We start from the raw sequence: 19941 nt of genomic DNA, 5'->3' as shown, positions 1-19941 counted from the left end.
AGAATGGTTACATCTAAGAATCGACCCCCAAAATATTGGATTCTGCTGTTTGTTTTACCGATCATCTGGTTGCTATTGAATACGGTGAATGTCACTGCCGAATCGGCGAAACATTATACGGATTTGGAGTTTCCACCGGCTCCGGAAATTGTGTTACCACCTTTTGAGCGCTTTGAGCTAGAGAATGGTATGGTGGTCTATTTGATGCAGGACCGGGAATTGCCTTTAGTCTCAGGAACTGCTTTAATTCGCACCGGCGATCGCTTGGAACCGGCGAATCAAACTGGACTCGGGCAAATTTTGGGTCAAGTATTACGAACGGGGGGAACAACATTACATTCCCCGGATGAATTAAATGAGTTACTAGAACGGCGCGCCGCTTCGGTAGAAACAGGGGTAGACACGACCTCAGCATCGGCAAGTTTTAGTGCCTTAAGTCAGGATTTAGAGGAGGTGTTTGAACTATTTGCGGAAGTGATCAGAACTCCAGCATTTGCACCGGAGCAAATTGAGTTAGCCAAACGCCAACAATCCGGGGCGATCGCCCGTCGGAATGATGCGCCAAATGCGATCGCCTCGCGGGAATTCCAAAAGCTGATTTATGGCGAAAGTAGCCCTTATGCTCGGACGATTGAATATCAAACTTTGGACAATATTTCCCGGGCCGATGTGGTGAAATTTTACGAGCGTTATTTCCATCCCAATAACATCATTTTGGGCATTGTTGGAGATTTTGAAATTGCTGAAATGCGATCGCTCATTGAGCAGAAATTGGGGGACTGGAAACCCGATAAAACCCTCAGTCAAAGTATTCCCACTTTATCCCCAACCGCTCAAGCGAAACAAGGGGGAGTCTTTTTAGTGGAACGCCCTCAATTAACCCAAAGTACAATTCAAATCGGCCATTTGGGGGGAGAATTAAGTAGTCCTGATTATCCGGCATTGTCTGTCCTGAATGGGGTCATGAATGGATTTGGGGGACGGTTATTTAACCAAGTGCGATCGCGCGAAGGATTAGCCTATTCCGTGTATGGGGTCTGGAGTCCCCGCTACGATTATCCAGGAATGTTTATCGCTGGGGGACAAACGCGATCGGAAGCAACCGTACCTTTTATTCAGTCCGTATTTCGAGAAATCGAACGCATTCGCACGGAACCCATTACGGCTGAAGAGTTAAAATATGCTCAAGATACCACCCTCAATTCCTTTATTTTCAATTTTGCCGACCCGAGTCAAACCTTGTCCCGGTTAATGCGATATGAATATTATGGATATCCCGAGGATTTTATCTTCCAATATCGGCGCGGTGTCGAAGAAACCACCATTGAAGATGTGCAGCGGGTGGCACAGAAATACTTGAACCCGGATCAGTTAGTGACTTTAGTGGTGGGGAATCCAATGGAGATTAACCCTCCTTTAAGTAGTCTCACTCCCAATACTGCTGTTACTTCGATTGACATTACTATTCCTGAACCATCGAGAAGTTAGTCAGCAGAGTTTCTCCATCAGGGCTGTAGGGTGGGCAATGCCCACCCTATTTATTTGGGGGAGGCGATCGCCTAGGGTATCGGTACAGCATTAACTTCAGAAAACCGTTACCGAGTGTCTGTTTTACAGCAGGTTGCTAATGATCACCATTCTGTTCAGAAAGCAGCGTTTTTCTCACTCCTGTACTGGCATCCTAGCGGGGGCTAACTCTAGGTTTCCTAAACCCTCAACCCCGATTTCCGAAAAAATCAAATTCACTTAACACATTTTCAATTTTACGATCCGTAATAACGCTTAGTTTTTTATAACTTCATCATAACTTTATATAAATTTTAGATAAATTCCCGGTTGTGTTTTGACCTATCACTTCAATAAAAATTCACAATTCAAAAATCTGCCAAAATGGCATTTTTATGAAATTGTTCCAGGTAGCATCGGGTTATTCGAGAGTGAAAGTTAGAGGAGATAAAAAATGCTGCCCTATAAAACTGAGAATTACACAATATATAATATAAAACTAAACAGAAACTTGCTTTTCTGGGTTACCCCTGGCGTAGCGATCGCGGCGATCGGTGCGATCGCTTCATCCCCCGCACAGGCGGGTACGTTATCCTTTTCCGGAGGAATGTTAGAGTTTGAAAACTTTAGCCACAGTTCGTATTCCACGGGGGTATTGAGCCAGACAAATACCTTGGCGATCGCAGGTGAAGGCAGTTCTGTTAATGCAATGAGTCAAGCAACAGCGAACTTCTGGAATCTTCCTAATTGGGCCCCCTTGGCAAATCTAGCCTCATCAAGTTTAGTCCTAGGGCAAGGTTCTGATTACCTCGGCAAGGCACGAAGTCAAGCTCACATCCTAGGAAATTTTTCAATTGGAGAATCTGAATCATTTTCTTTTGATTTTAATGCTTTTTTGACCCTGGGTTTATTAGTAGAAGAAAAATATGAAACTGCTAAAGCTAAGGGTACGGTAAGTTTTGGCTTATTTGATACGACAAAATCTGACCAAGTTAGCCTGTTAGATTCGGTGACTTTATCGGGAAAATTATCACCAAGTCCAGGGGATAGTAACTTCATCAACTATCAATCTTTCGGTCAAATCCAAGCCACAGACTCCAGTTATACGGCATTTGATTCTAAGCAGAAATTCGCTCAACAATTAGTCAGTGGATCATTACAACGTTATTTTGAAAATCCCACTCATCTTACTTTAGTCGCTTTCAGCATCAATGAAGCTGAAGTCCAAGTTCCTGAACCAACGGCAACATTTGCTCTCTTCTTAGTAGGGATTGGATTTTGTGTAAAAAACAAACAGAAAAAAGTCCATAATTAACCTAAAATTGTTCCCTTGAGGGGAGAATAAAAAAGGCTTGTAGGACTTAAAATTGATTTTTTTAGGGGAGAAGGAAAAGAAGATAACCACGAAGCGTTTAGGGCGGAGTGGAAGATAGCTTTGGGATGGAAAACTTAGGTCTTCAAACTGTGCTATGGATGAAATAAGTTAACTCATTCGTCAGCCACTCTTTAAACATTTTTTCGATAATTTGTTGGCGAAGTTCCGGGGTGAGTTCGGCAGGAATCGTCTCTTCTACCAGAAATAGATGATACCCTTGCTGGGTTGTTACTGGGCCAATCACCTCTCCCATCGGCGCATTCAATACAGCAGCGGCGATTTCTGGGGTTAAGGTAGAACGGGAAACCTTGCCTTCACATCCGCAAGATAAACGCCGCCGCTCATCTCTATTATAAAGATGTGCGGCTTCATAAAAACTAATTTCCTGTTCTTCAATTTGATAAAAGATTTCTTGGGCAACTTTTTCGGAAGCAACAATGATTTGATAGAGCAAGATTTGGTTAAAATCTATCCGATTTTCGGCAAAAAACTTTTCCACTTGTTGGGCAAATAGAGCCTCGGCTAGTTTTTGAGTCAGTAGGCGATCGCGTATTCCCGCCTCCCAATCTTCGGGGGAAATCATTTGATCCTCAAGCCAAGCTAAAGTATCCGCAGCTTTCTCCAGACGATGTTGTGCCCGAAAGCGATCGCCTGCTGCTTGTATTTCCTCTGGAGTCACCATGACCCCTCGTTCTCGACTAGCCTCTTCGATGACTTTTTGATATAAAATTTTTTCACACAGGGTTTTGAATTGCAGTTCTTTTTTAAGAAAATCAACAATCTCTTCGGCCTCAATTCCTGCCTTGGATAAATTCGCCCTCATTACGTTATCTCCCTTAAAATTATCTAAAAACCCCTCGGGAACATCCTCTGGATAGCCGCTGTAAAAATCTAAAAATAAAATAAACCCTTAATTATTATACGATAAAATCAGGACCGTTTCAACTGATTTGATGATTTCTCAATAGAAAATCAGTTGAAACGGTCCTGATAATAGTAGCAATTAGCTGAGTAACATCCCACAGTAGAAAGCTAAACCCTACCAAAGAGTGGCTCCAGCTAAGGGATAGGGCAAGGACGGTAAAGTGTAGCCAACTGAGAAGGTATAACCTATCCCAAAGGCTAAAGAACCGGCAGAAAAAGAAGATTCAGCCATCGTAGCTGTATAGGAGTAGGTTAAGGCTAGGTCCCCCCCATTTGCCCATGAGGAAGACCCGACTCCCACTGAAGCAAATCCCCCTTCTATCGGAGAAATTTCTTCGGTCAATTCTTCGCCATATTTCAAATCAGAAATAACCATACTATTTGTTAATCTCCTGACAACAAAAATTGGGTGCAATTTTTAGAGAACATGGAAAGTCAAGGAATTGACTTTCCATGCTATTGATTACTCATTGAAATCTCGGACTAAGTTCGCCATTTAATCCGGCTATTGTTCGGATTTATAGCTAGAAACCGCTTGGGGATTGAGGGACTACGAGGCGGACGCATTTGAGGATGAGTTAGAGCTAGCGTAGTTAGAGCCATACCAGTAGTAGCTCTGATATACACTAGCACTTGCGTAAGTATCGGTATAAGTGGAGGCGTAATAGGGTCCCGAAGCATAGGCCCCTGCCCAAGCGCCTGCATAGGCATAACCGCCTTCAACTTTGAGATCTTCAGCAAGGGTTTCTACGTGAGTCAAATCGGAAATAATCATCGCTTTTCTCCTAATTAAATAAAACCAGCTATTCCAAAAAATGAGAATGCAAACTGATGAAATATCATCAGGGAAGTTTATCTCTCAGCGCTTAGATTAAAGGCGACAAATCAACCTTCTACGGGGGGTCAATTGAATCAGGTATGCAGTTCCCCTCTATCCTTTACCAGGCAGGTGGAAATTTGGAACAAGTCGGTAAATCATTAAACCGTTCAAGGCTCCGGTAAAGTTGACACTTTATACCCCGGACTTAAGCAGTATTAGAGTTAGCGAAATGCTGGCTGCTACCTTAATTTGCCCTCCAATAGTTAAAAATCTGACGATAAACTTCCCTAGAGGATAAATTTATACCCTTATGGTTTGATTTTAAAGTTTTAATATGACTCCGTGTAAGGCGACGCAAAATAATCATGAATTTTCTCCGCAATGGATGAAGTGATTTGAATCTTAACTTAGATGATTTAAAAGACCCGCTGAATTCTTGAAATATGGCGAAGTATTCAGCGGGTGATTTGTCATTTTAGCTGGATACTGATAGGCTAGATGTGCCAGATTGGCTCGAATAGTGAGTCGTAAAAGTATAACTTCCTGAACTGGCGAATGTGCCATTATATCCTATAGCAACAGCTTGAGAATCAGCCATCGCGACGTTACCAATTGCCACTCCAACGGTTAAAGAGCCGAATAAAAATGTGCCAGAAAAACCACCTTTGATGTTGTCATCTGCCATTTCGAGATGGTTCAAATCGGAAATAATCATGACTTTCCTCCTGTAGAAATTGGTGAAACTTTCGAGGGGTTAATTTTGGTTTTTATCCTAACAAGTGTTCCTGGGTTTGACCTGCCATGCTGGCAAGTTTTTGTAAGGTGTCACTGTTAATCTTTCTAGGTTAATATTAGCGAATTTTTCTGAGCTAAGGTTGCCATTTTGGCAAATTTTTAAAAAATTTAGTTTGAGAGTTGTTAGGATTAATCTAGCCTCTTTTCTGGTAAATTTATGCCATTTTGGCAGGTATTTGTCCACAAATCTGCTAAAAAACTCGCTTTTTATTTATCCGAATATTTATTTGTTACTGATATTTTTATGGAATCAAAAAGATGAGTAAGTGGTATCATAAAAGCGGTCTATAGGGATTACTTACAAGGAAAAGGGGGAAGTCAATTTAATAAAAATCGGTAATCATTACCCAGGGGAGAGGGTACAGGACGTAAAAAAAACCTAGTTCTGAAACGGAACTAGGCAGGAGTATGATGATATGTTAAAAAGTTAGTCAGTAGATGAGATAAGGGGTTAAAGAGAGGGCCGAAAGGGTAGGTTTGCCTTAAAGTTATCTACGGTTTAGAGAAGGGGTTTGTCTGCTGGCTTTGAGCGGGGAGTGATGGGGGCTGGTCTCAACATCGTTCATGGGATTTTCAACCACTTCTAAATAAGTGCGCTCTTTCAAGGGTGAATCTTCCTGCTCATGAGGGTCGAGTGAGTAGGCGTTAGTTCCATTATTTTCGGGGGTCCGATGTCCGCTCTCGGTGAGCCCTTGACGTTGTTGCTTCATCAACCGATTGTAAGTCCGATAGGGTATATAGTGGAGCGGGTTATAACCGCCAAAGCGCAGGATTAAAACGCAAGCCCAAGAATACTGTCCGGCGAGAATGGCTTCGACGACTCGATCAAATTGCTCTTGGGTCATGACTTTGTTAAGGGGGTTATTAGAATATGACATGGGAGAAGGCATGATTGATTTTTCCTTATGGCTAAAAAAAAACTTTAAAAATTCAGTCCACTTTCTTGAATCCGCCGAATTGGATCTAGGAAAATATCAGCGATTCGCTGGTGACGAATGATGATTTCCGCATTGGCCGTCTGACCGGGTTTAAAGTAGATGGGTTCTTGATTTTCGATGATGTAGTTGCGGTCAAGGGCGATCTCCACTTGATATACATCCCCCAATTGTTCATCTCGTTTTGTGTCAGGGGAGATTGAGGTAACTTTCCCGGGAATGATGCCGTAGCGTTGATAAGGATACGCATCGAATTTAACCTGAACGCTCATGCCAGTTTGCATAAATCCCGCATCGCGGTTATTGACGTTGGCAACGAGGACTAGGGGTGCATCATCCGGAGCGATCGCCGCAATGGGTTGTCCCGGCTGGACTACTTCCCCGGGGTTGCTCACTTCTAGGGAGAGAATCACCCCATCGACGGGAGCATACAGAAACCGATTGTTAAGTTGTGCTTTCGCCGTTGCCATTCGATTGCGGGTATCGGTGACTTCGCCTTGGAGATTGCTTAATTCGAGTTCGAGTTGCTTGATCTGTTGCTGGGATTCGAGTTGGATCCGTTCGGCTTCGGTTTTCTTTTGGGCAAGCTGGATTTGTAGTCTTTCTAATTCCCCTTGTGCTTGCTCAATTTGGCCTTCAGTTTCGGTAATTCGCTGGCGTTGGGTCCGGGCGGCTTGTTCAGCTTCAAATAACCGTTCCCGCACTTGAGTGGCTTCTGACATTTGCGATCGCACTGCGGCGGTTTGGCGATCGCGCAATGCTTGTTCTGCCTCAAATAACCGCTCTTGGGATTGAGTCGCCTCGGACATTTGCGCTCGGGTCAATGCAGTTTGGCGATCGCGCAATGCTTGTTCTGCCTCAAATAAACGGTCCTTGGCTTGATTGGCCTCGACCATTTGTGCTCTAATTAAGGCATTCTGGCGATCGCGCAGGGCTTGTTCAGCTTGAAACAACTGTTCTTGAGACAAAGCCCCTTCCTGTACTAAGGGCCTTAACCTTTGCAAGCGCTCTTCCTGGGCTTTGACATCCATTTCCAATTGTGCGATCAACTCCTGAGTTTTCTCCTCCAGGGGTTGGACCAAATTTCGCCGTTCCCCCTGCGCCGTCACATCAGTTTCGAGTTGCTGGATCAATTCGTTTGTCTTTTCTTCCAAGGGTGCTAACCTTTCCCTCCGTTCCGCTTGAGCGCGGATGTCCTCTTGCAGTTGGGCGACGAGTTGTTCTGAGTGCAACATTAGGGGTTCAAGGGTCTTAAGTCGCGAGTCAATGGCAAGTGCATCCTCTTGCTGCTGCTGGAGCAGGGTACGGGTTGTTTCCAAATGCTTCTGAGCTTGCGCGATCGCCGTGGCATGAGCTGCCATCTCGGTTTGAGCGATCGTCGTTCGAGTTTTTGCTTCCTGACGAGTGGTCTCCATCGCACTTTGCTTTTGTCCCCATTGCATTTCCAAGGCGGATAGCTGGGATTCGATGCGCGCTATTTCCGTGGTCAGGAGGGTGCTATCGAGTTCGGCAATCATGTCACCGGATTTAACCCGATCGCCTTCAGCAACGGCGATTTTAGCAACTTTCCCCAGTTCTACCGGATGAACGGGATATACATCCCCCTGATATACTAAGTTACCACGCGCCTGACCCACCTCGTTCACTTCCCCGAACCAGGCCCAAGCTGCAAAGGCCAGACAAAACGCCAGTCCTCCCCCCAGGACCCGACTCGGAAATGCTGCGGTAGGCTGATCCAGCAAGTTCTGTAGGGAGGGGGACCAAATTTCGTCCCCTTTTCTGGCGTCATTGAAAGACTCTGCTGGGGGGTTGGGGACAGAAGTCCCTGGGGTCCCCGCACTGGCAATCCCTCCATAGATAGAAGTGGCGCGATCGCCTGCATCGGTCAACTCCTCGACCCCATCGTCAGCGTTAGATAGATCCCGGATCTCTACCCCCTTGGATTGAAGCGATCGCTGTTCTTCACCCTGTAATGTTCGATTTTTAGCTCTGAGTTGGCTAGGGCGGATATTAATATTCATAACTCTTACTTTCCTGATTATCGATATCGTGGGGTTAGGGGGGAACTGAGCTGTTTTTCTGAGTGCTGGTACTTCCGGCCCTAGGGAGTGAGTTCAGTCCCAGGAATACAAACTCAGTTTCTTAATCAAGAATGGGCGGATGAGCCGCCGATTAGGAACAGTAGTCCGGTTTCTGGTTCTATTTCTGTGATACTGTACCGATGCCCTAAACGCCTTAACCTTTCGATGGATCTCTCAACTTTTTGGTGATGACAACATCCCCCTCTTTTAAAAATCAAGTGATACCTATTATTGTAAAAATTTATTACACACTTCAAAAGAAGAAAGCTCCTCTCTGTAAATATCCTAGACTTTTGACAGAGGGTTTCTGCCAAATTGGCATAATTGTTACAGACTTTATCCTTTCTTTAAAATTAAGGCTGGAAAACTGGGGATTTATAAGGATTTTTTGAAGGGAGAGGAAAACATAAAACTTTACATTTTAGTGATTTTACAGAGCCATATATTGGAATTTAAGATAAATTTCGTCCCTCTATAGGTAGAGAATGCTAACCTATCCTAAAAAGCCTAACCGGGTTGCCTCCACAAAACCGATGATAGGTTTTGAAATTAAAGATCAAGCTGTTGCTGGGCCAGGTGATAATAGAGACCTCGTTGCTTCATTAACTCATCATGACTGCCGGACTCGACTAGAAGTCCGCGATCGAGGACGAGAATACAATCGGCATTGCGGACGGTAGAAAGACGGTGAGCAATGATAAAGGTAGTGCGATCGCGGCGGATACGTTCTAAGTTCTGCTGAAATCGGCGTTCGGACTCCGTATCTAAAGAACTCGTCGCTTCATCTAGGATTAAAAGCTGGGGATTTCCCAACAAGGCACGGGCGATCGCGATTCGCTGTCGCTGACCTCCTGAAAGGGATGCTCCGCGCTCCCCCACCTTGGCGTTGTATCCTAAAGGCATCTCCTGAATAAACCCATGTGCTTCCGCCAGTTTGGCGACATCCACCACCACATCCAGGGGAATATCATCGGCAAAGAGCGTAATATTCTCGGCGATCGTCCCCGAAAACAGGAAACACTCTTGCGGTACAACCCCCATTTGACTCCGCAATGATTGGGGTGAAATGTGCTGAATATCGTGACCATCGATCCAGATGCGACCGCTAGTCGGGTAATACAACCCCTGGAGCAATTTCACCAAGGTACTTTTTCCCGACCCACTGCGACCCACAATGGCGATCGTTTGCCCCGGTTCCACCTCAAACGAAATATTTTCTAACGTATTGCGTTCCTGCTCCTCACTGTACCGAAACGTCATCTTATCTAATCGCACCTGGCCCCGTAATTTCGGTAACACCAGCATCCGACTTCCCGGGGATTCCTCGGGTGCAGCGCACAGGACATCATTCAGCCGTTCCACGGAAATCAGCACCTCTTGCAGTTCGTCCCACAGGTTGACCAAATCCAAAACGGGAGAGATTACCTTGCCGATCATCAGATTGAATGCCATCAACTGACCCACGGTCAGATCTCCTTGAATGACCAGCAGCGCACCATACCACAACAAGGCAATATTCCCTAAGTTTTCAATCAATCCTCCGGTGCTTTGTAGGGTATTAGCCAATTTTTGCGCCCGGAATCGAGCATTGAGAGATGTTGTTAACTGCTCCTCCCACCGCCAGCGCAATTCGCGCTCTGCTGCCGAGGTTTTTACCGTGGATACCCCGGTCATCATTTCCACCAAAGAAGAGTTTTGATCCGCAGAAGCGTTAAAGACTTCGCGGGAGACTCGACGCATGAAAGGGGTTGCCAGGAGAGTCAAAATGACGAGGGGAGGAATCAATCCCAATACCAAGAGGGTAAGGCGGGCGTTGTAGTACAACATTAAGCCGAGATATACAAACGCCGTTAGGAAATTTAACCAGGCTAAGACGACTTGGCCGATTAAAAATCGTTGGATTTTCTGGTTTTCCTGAACCCGGGTAATAATATCTCCGACTCGCCTAGATTCAAAAAATTTTAAGGGTAATTTTAAGGTGTGACTGATAAATCCGGCAATTAGGGTGAGGTCAATGCGGTTGGAAAAGTAATCGAGTAAATATCGCCGGGTAGCATTGAGGAAGATACTTCCTATGCCAAATAAGAGCGCTCCTAATGTAAAGACTGTGAGGGCATTTACACTTTTGCTAACGACCACTTGGTCGATAATAATTTGGGTGAATAAAGGGGTGACGATGCCAAAGAGTTGGATCAGCACCGAGGCGAGGATAATTTGCAGGGAGAGGGTACGGTAGGGGGAGAGTACCCGCAAGAAACTGCCGAGGGTGCGTTGCTGGCTGTGGGAGTCTTGCAGCCGTTCTGTGGGGTCTAGGAGGAGGGCATACCCGGTCCAACTGTTTAAAAATTGGGCTTTGGGGACCCAGCGCTTGCCTTCAGCGGGGTCGGAGACGAGAACCCGGTTATTTTGGACTTTATAGATGACGACATAATGCATTCCCTCCCAGTGTGCGATCCAGGGATTGTGCTGTTCGGCTAATCGGCTCAGGGAAGCGCGCACGGGTCGAGCTTGGAATCCCAAGGTTTCGGCGGCTTTGGCGAGGCTTTTGAGGGAGGCTCCGGCACGGCCCACATTGGCAATCTCCCTCACATAATTGATACTAAAGTTTTTGCCCCAGTATTTCCCCGCCATGACTAAGCAGGCGGCACCACAATCTGAGGAGGATTGCTGTTGAATATGAGGATAGCGGGCTAGGGTATCGAGGACCCGACGCCGCAGGGGTTTGGGAAAGAGGGCGAGGCTGTCGGTGGAGGGACTATTTGGGCGGCGATCGCCGGACTGATTGGGGGGTTGCTGGATAACAGGTGGACCCGTGGGGGTGTTGATTGGGGTCGCTCTTCTAGCTTTTGGGGTGATTTGTCCGTTGCCGTTTTCGGGGCGATCGCCAGCTAGGATGGGGGCGATCGCTGTGGCAGATTCCCAGTGGCTGATGGGGAGTTCAAGGACGGTTAATTCTGTGGCGGCAATCCAGTCGGCAGGAATTTCTTCGGGATATCCCCACCGGGTTCCCATCCCCAGAATTTCCAACTCAGATGCCTCTGTTTCCCGCTGAATTTCCCCACTCCTGAGCCAGTAACAACCCCCCTCCATCGGAGTGATTTCCACCAGGGAGGCACCGGCGGGGATGGATTTTTCTTGGAGATACGGGAGGAGTTGCTGAATCTGGTGACTGGAGAGCGATCGCAGTTCAGTCAAGGTTTTCAAAAAAAGCTGCCATTGCCGTTGAGTCGTTTGTTCCTTTAAATACGCTTGGAGTGCCGATTCTTGCTCCAACCAAGGCAAAAGTTCACCTTTATTAATCCGAGAGACAACCCCCTCACTGGCAGCCACGGCTCGATAAGGAAATGGATTCGGGTTGAACAGTTCATCCAACCCAAAACTATCCCCTTTCTCCAGGACCATCCCACAGATTTCTCGTTGTCGTTCGGCATCGAATACCAGCAACCGGACTCGCCCTTGATCGATGAAATAACAGGGCTTAGAAATTAGCGGATCATCGCTTGCAGTTTCTGGATCGGACTCCTCGAAACCCAGGAGCGGGTCTCCCACTTCAAACTCCTGCATTTGACAGGATTGAATGAGTTGGGTTGTAGGGACTAACTCAGAAGTTGAATCGCCCAAAATTTGCATCAGGGTGGGCTGAGTTTCTAAAGGAGGGGAGGAAGAAACAAGGGGGGATTTATCAATCTTGTTTTTCGGGAATATTCCTTTCATAATTGACCGTTTTAGGGCGATTTATTAAATCAAGCCATTTTTCCCAAAAATCAGGCTTTGAATATCTTCAATTTAGGAGGGAAGGGGGACCCAGGGAGAGAAACCTTTAATATTGATTTTACCGCTGAATTTTACTCCGATTAGTCGCCCGGATCATAGGAAAGATCGGGGTAGCTTCCTAGGGCAACTCGGGAGGAAATTTGAGGCTTTCATTTCGGCTAAGGCACAAGGAAATCACCCTGTCACAGAAGGATTTTAACCAGTCTCGCGAGTGCTTAAATTGTCCCTAGGGTGCAATTTCTAGGACACTTTCCCGGTTCAAAGAATTTTGATTAATTCTCACTCTTTTAACATAGGGTCATCCCCAGGTTAATCCCTCTCCGGATAGATTAGGGGGAAAGGGTTAAAAGCCTCGGATGGGTGAGTTCTAAGTCTTAAGGTAGACAACTTGTCCATTGACGCAGTAATGCCTCTTCTGGAACCTGGATCACCCCAAGCAGTTAACCGGCCTTAAAAGCTTGTGGAGTAAGGCTTTTGAGGGGTAAGGCTCAGTGATTGTTCAGGGGAGTGATGGAGAAAAGAATTAATCAAGTCCATGAGGGAGAATGTATTCCTGTAGGTAGAGATAGCCGCTGACTTTTTTGGGGTCAGCTTGATAGCTTCGGGCAAGATTTAGTGCTTGACTTTGCCCAAGTTTTCATCAAATCTTTAAATTTGAAACTTCCACTTTATGCTAGGGACTAAACTCTCATTAAGTTATAATAATTGAATGGAGCAATTGTGTCAGTTGGCCTCTATACCAGGTAGTAGTAAATTCATGGAATATAATATCAATCTCCACTCTTTAACCCGATTAATGGCGTTTTGGTTTTTTTGGATGAGTCTTTGTGCTGTTAATCTGAGGAAGGGGTGGCAGGAGTTTAGGAAGTTCGGTAGCAATAAAGGCATCCGGTGACTCGACTGCCTCCGATGCAATCCCCAGACGGGTGAAGTGTTGCCAGACGGGTTCTGAGAGTAACTTAACAGCAATAGTGCGATCGCTACTGGCAATAACCGCTATCACTTGCCGCCATGCATCGCACAAGCTATCCAGTTCCGGGAAATCCAGGGTGAGTTCTGATAGCTGGGAAAGCGCCTGATTCAAGCTAGGAGAATCCGGAGACATTTGCTGCGATCGCAAGCCCTGACAAGCGATTTTCAGCCAAATCGGGAGCAATTCCAGCCACCCCCTATCCTGAATCTGCTGTAAGGCAGTGTCTTCTCTACCCAACCCCCCCCAGATACTTAGAGAGGTGGTGGCAAGGGACTCATCTTGATTCGTAATTGCCTGTTGCCAGAGGGATTCGGCGCGTTGTTGAAATTGGGTAGAGAGGGATTGATAGGCATCACTGACGATTTCGGGAAGGGTAACTTGATAGACGGTTTCTCCCTGGGGTAGGCGATCGCCTCCATAAGTTAACCAATTATGCGCGCTACAGAGATAAATCTGGCGATCGATGACCACTTCTTTAGCGTGAGACTGTTCTAACTCAACAATTTGTATAGCAGACAGTCCTTCTGCTGTGGTTATCCCTGCCAATTTTGTCACCCATTCCGGAGAAATGGACGGAGTTTCTGAGGATTCCTCGGATACAGTTCCCTGTCCCATAAGAATCCAAACCCCCCGTTTTACCAGAGATTGTAATCCTTGTAATAGGCGATGATTTATCCCTTTTTCTGTCAATTTAGGCGAATAAATTAACACCTGATGGGTAGCCATTTGCAGGGTTTCTAAAACTTGGGTCTGAATCTGATTCTCCGTCATTAAAATTGCACTACCGCTTTCGGGGGGATTTTCTTCAGCATTATCCCCCTTACTATTTAAAGTTGGGATTACGACTTGGCGGACTTGTTCCAGTCTAGCTTCAACCCCTGGATTCTCCTGTAGAAAACTTCCATCACTGGCGATCGCCCTCAATTCAAACAACTCTGTTAGGGAAATTCCCTCCTCAGATTGAAGTGTTTCTAGCCAAAGAGTGGCAGATTCGAGTAACTGTTGTCCCCGTCTAAATTGGAGCGTTAAACCCTGATTTAGGGTATCAAAAATGGCAAATAGTGCCACCGATTGCCAGCGCATTTCTGGCGATTCTGCAATTTTAAAAGCAGTGACTTCTTTGCCGGATTCGGGACTGTGAAACCCCAATCCTTGATGGATCAGGCGTTGTTGGACTTCCGTGAGGGTCAGGGAGTCTATGGGTTGGATGCGACGGTTGAGGGGGAGAAAATCCCCTAAATTGGGGAGGTTTAAGGCGGATTCGCGGAGGGGATTGAGTTCAAAGGTAGTTACCTGTAATAACGGGTCGGCGATCGCATAGAGGGGATGACTTTCGGGCGGTTGCGGGACTGACCCTTTTTCATAAAAAATTCGACCTTCGGGGGTGAGTTTAAGGGACCCATCGGGCAAAACATTTAAGGTATTTAATGCCAGGAGATTGGCGGTGGTACTTCTGACAAAAATGGGGTCTAAACCCAGGACTTGGGCAAGTTCAACTTCAGTGGGTGACGGGGTAATTTCTAGACTGGCCCGGAGGATAAATTCTTCTAAAACATTAAATTTTCTCGGGGCGGTTACCATCAATTCGATGCCTGTTTGAACCAAAGCGTAGCGGAATTGTCTAGCGGCAATCACCGATAATCCCGGACTGGTTTTTTCCAGCTTTTCCACGGAGGATTGCAAGGAGGAATCAATGGGTTTAGGGGAGGATTCGAGAAACATCAATGAGACCTCCTTGATGACGTACAACATTAGACACTTCAGAATAAATTCGGCCCACTTCCCCATGATGATGGGCAAATAATTCATGACAACCAACGATAACCAGCAATTCTCGGGCGCGAGAAAAAGCCACATTCACCCGTTCTGATTTTTTAGCAAATCCAACTTTTCCTTCTGCATTGTTACGAACCATGCTAACAATAATGACGGACCGTTCCATGCCTTGAAATTGGTCAACGGTTCCGGTTCTAATTTGCAAGGAAGGGAAGCGATCGCCTTCCAAAATTCTCTCTTCAATCCGGTTGAGTTGCGCGCGATAAAAGGTAATGATACCAATTTCTTTAGGGGGATGGCCCTGGGCGATTTTTTCTGCCCAAGTGGTTTCCATATTCTGACATAACTGTTCGATCGCCTCAATTTCTTTGGGATTAATAAAGGAGGTCCCTTCTTTACGTTCGCCAAAGGTGGAGTCTTGGGGCATTTTCACCCAGATCAGGTGTTGATGTGGCTGGATGATGGAACTATCTAGGTGATGTTTGCGGGCTTGATCCGGGTCTAAAATACCACATTGCAGACGGCGATCGTAAAATTGATTAATCGCGCCCATGATGTTGGGATGCATCCGATACTGAATGGTTAGCATAGTTTTGATGGACTCGGGGGCGGCATCAAATTGCAGTTTAAAAAATGAGTCTTCCAAAAATTGCAATGCCTCTTTACTGCTACCCATTTCCACAGCAATATCTTCGATGGTATCATCATTTAGCATAGGCGGTAACTGACAGCGATCGCCGACTAAAACTAATCGTTTCGCTTTGAGGGCGGGGATTAATAATTCTGGGGGCGTGCATTTGCTGACTTCATCGATAATCACTACGTCAAATTTATTAAATTCTTCGGAAAAGTCTCGTCGCGCAGCTTGGACACAGGTAATCCCTATCACATTGGCATTGTCCAGATAAATTTGACGCAATTCAGTCCGGTCCTGTTCCGAGGGATTCCGAAGTTTTTCGATCCAATCTTGCACTAAGTTTTGATAGCGATTGAGATACTGTTCTTCCTGATTGCCTGCCTGTTCCCAGGTTTCAAACTGACTTTTGACTTGATGTAAAAAGGGTAATTCAAAGCAGTGATCTTCAGAAATTTGCGGCAGGCGATCGCGCAGGGTTTCCCAGGTTTGCCGCCACCAGTTACGATGGATGAGTAAGGGTTCGGGTAGATTCGTGGTGAGTTGTTGGGTGATTTCATGCAGTTCTAGTTCACACTGTTCTAGTTGTTGTTGCAGGGGTTGCAAATTTTGTTGCTGCTGGGTGAGATAACTTTTAATTAGGGTATGAATATGACCTAAAACTTCAAAGGGGGCTAAAGTACCAAGGGCGGTTTCTAAGGTAGCAATTCGACTCTCCCAAGATTGCACTATTGTCCCAAATTCTGAGGGTTTTTCCCAAATTAAAGCCCGGTTAGCTTGATATCGCTGGACTCCGGTTAAAATTGCCGGAGGGAGGTGCGGTTGTTGGCTTAATTGTTGTAACTGTTCTAACGCTTGTTGAAGAGTTTTTTCCCCTTCTTGACGCAATAAGTTGAGGGCAGCTTGCGATTGTTCAATTTGGGGTTTTTGGGCGGCAATCCAATGCTGAATTTGATGCCACTGTTGTCCGATATGGCTTAATCCTTGTTCCGTTTCGGTTTTCAGAGGGAGTAAACATTGCCGCGCCTGGGTGACAATTTCATCAATGGTGGTTTGGGCGATTTGTTGCAGGGTCAATTCGACTGACTGAACTTGCCATAAGGTGGCATACTGTTGTTGCTGCTGCTGTAAAACTTCCTGAGTTTTGACGACTAAATTCTGCCGTCCCGATGTCGTCAATTGGGGATAATTGCCATATCCTGCCGCCAGTTCCCGCCAGAGACTGCGATCGCTGGCTGAAAAGACAATCGGGGGCTGATTCAGACTGCGGTGCAAAAATTCATTAAAATAGGAATGATTGCCTTTGGTATTGCGAAAATTTCCCTTAATTTCATAAGCTAAGGCTTTCAGAAATTGCTCCCAATTCGGCAGTTCCGTCACTGGATAATTCCCATAATTGGGCATAATTACCACATTCAAGGTTTGGGCTATAGTCAGTAAACTAGGCGGAACGTGAATTAATTTACTGTTAAAGGGTTGACCCGTTTGCACCGATTGTTTTAAAATTGTATAAACTTGGGCGGGCGCTGTTTCCAACCAAACCCCAACCTCCTTAATCACGCGGTCAATTTCTAACTTCCGAGTTTGTAAATTTTGGAAGCGTTGCTGGAGGGATTTTTGCTTAGTCAAAGCTTGTTCATATTCCCCTTGCCGTTGATGCAATGGAGTGGAATCTGCCCGAAATTGTTGGACGGCAGTAGACGCAGCGGCGATCGCCTCAGCAGTGCGATCGGCTTCTGTGACAATTTCCCTCAATTTAGCCAACTCTGGCGCAACAGTTTCACAACACCAAGCGGCTAACCCAAATGCACCGAGATCGGGACGAACCCAGCCCAATTCTTGGGTTAAAGGTAACGCCACTCGCACTGCATCAATAAACGTTTTAACCCTACTATCTTCTAGGGTATAAGGGCGAATTTCCGCTAATAACTTCACTACATCCGGCGATTCCCAGGATACATTTGGTGCAGTAGCTAACAACGTTGCCAACTCCGCATTCACTCGTTTTACCTCGGGATTTTGCGCTTGTGCGGCTTGATATTGCTGTTCCCAAATTGCCCGATTTTCGATTAAACTCTCCTGACGCTCTTTCCAAAACAGGCGATCGCTGGCGAGTGCTTCTTCCGCCGCCAAATACATCTCAAATTCCGCCGCCACTTGCCGCATTTTATGATAAAATGCTAAATCATTGCGCCGTTTTTCCAAATCTGTCTCACAGTGACTTGCGGTATTTTGCAGCCAAGTTCCGATCGCATTTTCTTCTAAATAGGGTGCACCTTCTTCCTGCACCTTCTCCGCTTTTCCCTTGCGCAACGCCCGAATCACGGGACTATGAACCAATCGACTCAAGGCATTATCCACCGCTAAATTCGCTTGGGATGCGATTAAAGTTCGTCCCCCTCGCCGCGCCACTTGGTAGCAAATTTCCGCAATTACTGTGGTTTTTCCTGTTCCTGGAGGACCTTGAATTAAGACCAAATCTTTGGCAGATAACACCATTTCCACTGCGGCAATTTGGTCCGGATTGGCAGCCGGTAATAATAATTCCGCCCTCTCCAGTTTAATCGTTTGTTTAGGAACTCGTGCCTGTCCCGAATCAAAGAAAAATTGGCCTAAATAGGGATTCTGGCTATGACCCTGTTCTAGGCGTTTTAAAGCGGTCATTTTATGATTGATTTGACTTAGTTCCCCAAAGGCTTCAAACAAAAAATAACCCCTTTCGGGTAACTGATAGTAACCCCCCGACATCAACTCTAGCAAGTCACCATCCGGCTTAATTCTGATCAAACGCCGTTCTGAATCTACAGAGTCAATTCGCCCTAAAATTCGTCCATCTCGGCCACTTTTTCCTAGGGGAGAACTTTCAAACAAACGAAGCTGTTCGCTGCGGGCTTTATAGGTACGACTCCAGAATTCTGCTGCGGTTAATTCGGTTTCGCTGCTGCCGTCAATGGTTGCCTCACGACTCTCGATTTCAAAGCTAATCCGGCGCGCATCTGCCCCATAATTGTGACCCATAAACGGCACACAAAACTGACGAGACTCCGCAATCCGTCTCTCAATTTCCACATAAACTCGCCATGCCTGAAGTTGTTCTTCCGTGGGAATTAAATCTCCAGAAACTGGCAGCTTTGCCATGCGTTTTAAGGCGGAACGGGGAACACCTAAATCATACTGGTGATCCGGTAGCAACCGCAAAAGACAAAGGACTGTAAACCCGTCCCCCCGTCCCCGAGTCAGGGGAACAAAATTGACATCAATCAAGCGTAATCCCCCCCGTCCATCGGGACTGACTACTGCTATTAAAGATAAAGTTTTGTAGCGCTTTTCCAGCAAGGGAATTCCGGGTTCCTCCCGATCGCAAGCTAGGGTGAGTTGCCACCGTTCCTCTCCCGCATCTTTCCCCGTCCCCAAACGGCGCAAGTAAAAAGAGTGCGATCGCTGTTCTAACAGTTGTGAGAATAACAGTTCCGCCCGATCGCGACGACTGCGGAAATCCTCATCGCGATCGCCAGGTTTTTCCCCTGCGAGTTCCCGAATCACATTCGCGATCGCGGTTTTGCCAACGAACCGATACCCCCACTTTGCCTCCTCCTGCTTGGCAGCCGATTTTTCCGAGGGTACTACCGTCGTCACCCACTCCACCCGACTGATAATCTCCGCCGTCACCTGAATCTCACGCTTGTCATCCTCGGAACATAAATATACTGACCCTGACAACCGAGTTCCTGCGGGGATTCCCTGGGAATTCACCGCCATTTGCAGCAACTGCAATCCGGGGGACAAATACTGCGATCGCACTTGCAACCAATCCAAGTCCGACACCACCTGACAAGACTCACCGAGTTGCAGTTCCCAAGCTTTTTCTACCTGGCGATTGGGTTCAATTTCCCCAAACTCCAATCGCGCCGGAACCTCCCAAATCGCGCCTTCCCACTGGACATTTTCCGCGCTGCCGGTTAATCTCACCTGATACAAAATCGGCGCGGTATTTGCCTCACCCCTCACCGCCACAGCACCTGTTTCACCCCCAACAGTTCGGGCGATCGCCAAATTCTCCAAGCGCACTCCGGCAACCGTCACCACCACCGCAGGCGCATCCACTGCAAACAGCACAGAATCACCGCCACTCCCGCGAATTGTGACTGAACGCGCGATCGTGAATGTCCCCTTGTAATCTCCCGGTTTTAGAGAGATTTCATATCCATCCCGGACAATTTCCAGTAATTCACTAAAATTGCTAGGATCTGCTTCAATCGATGGCACAATCACTCCTGATTCATAACAAGCGGGATACGGAATCCGATACTGAGAGGTTTGCAAAAACCTGAACTTTCCAAGGTGGGGC

10 protein-coding genes are annotated in these 19941 nt (G+C 46.4%); 2 read left to right on the top strand and 8 right to left on the bottom strand.

All coding sequences use genetic code 11. The features are described from left to right. Positions 1–3: 3 nt before the first annotated feature. Positions 4–1488, top strand: a complete 1485-nt coding sequence (locus tag NG796_RS02595) for a M16 family metallopeptidase (protein ID WP_261204352.1) — start codon at positions 4–6, stop codon at positions 1486–1488. Between the two features lie 529 nt (positions 1489–2017). Then, positions 2018–2821: a PEP-CTERM sorting domain-containing protein gene (locus tag NG796_RS02590; RefSeq protein WP_261204351.1), complete on the top strand. Its 804-nt coding sequence runs from the start codon at positions 2018–2020 to the stop codon at positions 2819–2821. A 142-nt stretch (positions 2822–2963) separates the two neighbouring features. On the opposite strand, the gene NG796_RS02585 is transcribed toward NG796_RS02590, so the two are convergent. The 8 genes from NG796_RS02585 to NG796_RS02550 all read right to left on the bottom strand — a co-directional run bounded on the left by NG796_RS02585 (position 2964) and on the right by NG796_RS02550 (position 19916). Next, entirely contained in the window at positions 2964–3704 is a 741-nt protein-coding gene (locus NG796_RS02585; RefSeq protein ID WP_261204350.1) for a peptidylprolyl isomerase, read from the bottom strand. A gap of 216 nt (positions 3705–3920) precedes the next feature. Then, positions 3921–4181: a hypothetical protein gene (locus tag NG796_RS02580; RefSeq protein WP_261204349.1), complete on the bottom strand. Its 261-nt coding sequence runs from the start codon at positions 4179–4181 to the stop codon at positions 3921–3923. A gap of 919 nt (positions 4182–5100) precedes the next feature. Then, positions 5101–5340, bottom strand: a complete 240-nt coding sequence (locus tag NG796_RS02575; protein ID WP_261204348.1) for a hypothetical protein — start codon at positions 5338–5340, stop codon at positions 5101–5103. 568 nt (positions 5341–5908) lie between these two features. Then, the gene (locus tag NG796_RS02570) at positions 5909–6310 is read right to left on the bottom strand and encodes a HetP family heterocyst commitment protein (RefSeq protein ID WP_261204347.1); all 402 of its coding nucleotides are present in this window, start codon (positions 6308–6310) and stop codon (positions 5909–5911) included. 32 nt (positions 6311–6342) lie between these two features. Further along, positions 6343–8376 (bottom strand): HlyD family efflux transporter periplasmic adaptor subunit, encoded by a 2034-nt coding sequence (locus tag NG796_RS02565; RefSeq protein ID WP_261204346.1) that lies wholly within the window; start codon positions 8374–8376, stop codon positions 6343–6345. A gap of 609 nt (positions 8377–8985) precedes the next feature. Next, positions 8986–12150, bottom strand: a complete 3165-nt coding sequence (locus tag NG796_RS02560; RefSeq protein WP_261204345.1) for a peptidase domain-containing ABC transporter — start codon at positions 12148–12150, stop codon at positions 8986–8988. Positions 12151–13003: 853 nt separating this feature from the next. Then, complete coding sequence (locus tag NG796_RS02555) at positions 13004–14905, bottom strand: hypothetical protein (protein WP_261204344.1); 1902 nt, start codon at positions 14903–14905, stop codon at positions 13004–13006. Continuing rightward, a complete protein-coding gene (locus tag NG796_RS02550; protein WP_261204343.1) occupies positions 14883–19916 on the bottom strand; it encodes an AAA domain-containing protein in 5034 nt (1677 codons plus the stop codon). Before NG796_RS02550 ends, NG796_RS02555 begins: the two co-directional genes overlap by 23 nt. Positions 19917–19941: the final 25 nt, after the last annotated feature.

The organism is Laspinema sp. D2d (genome assembly GCF_025370755.1).
Lineage (GTDB): Bacteria > Cyanobacteriota > Cyanobacteriia > Cyanobacteriales > Laspinemataceae > Laspinema.
The sequence above is the reverse complement of the archived record's forward strand: the minus strand, read 5'-3'. Positions and strand labels throughout refer to the sequence as shown.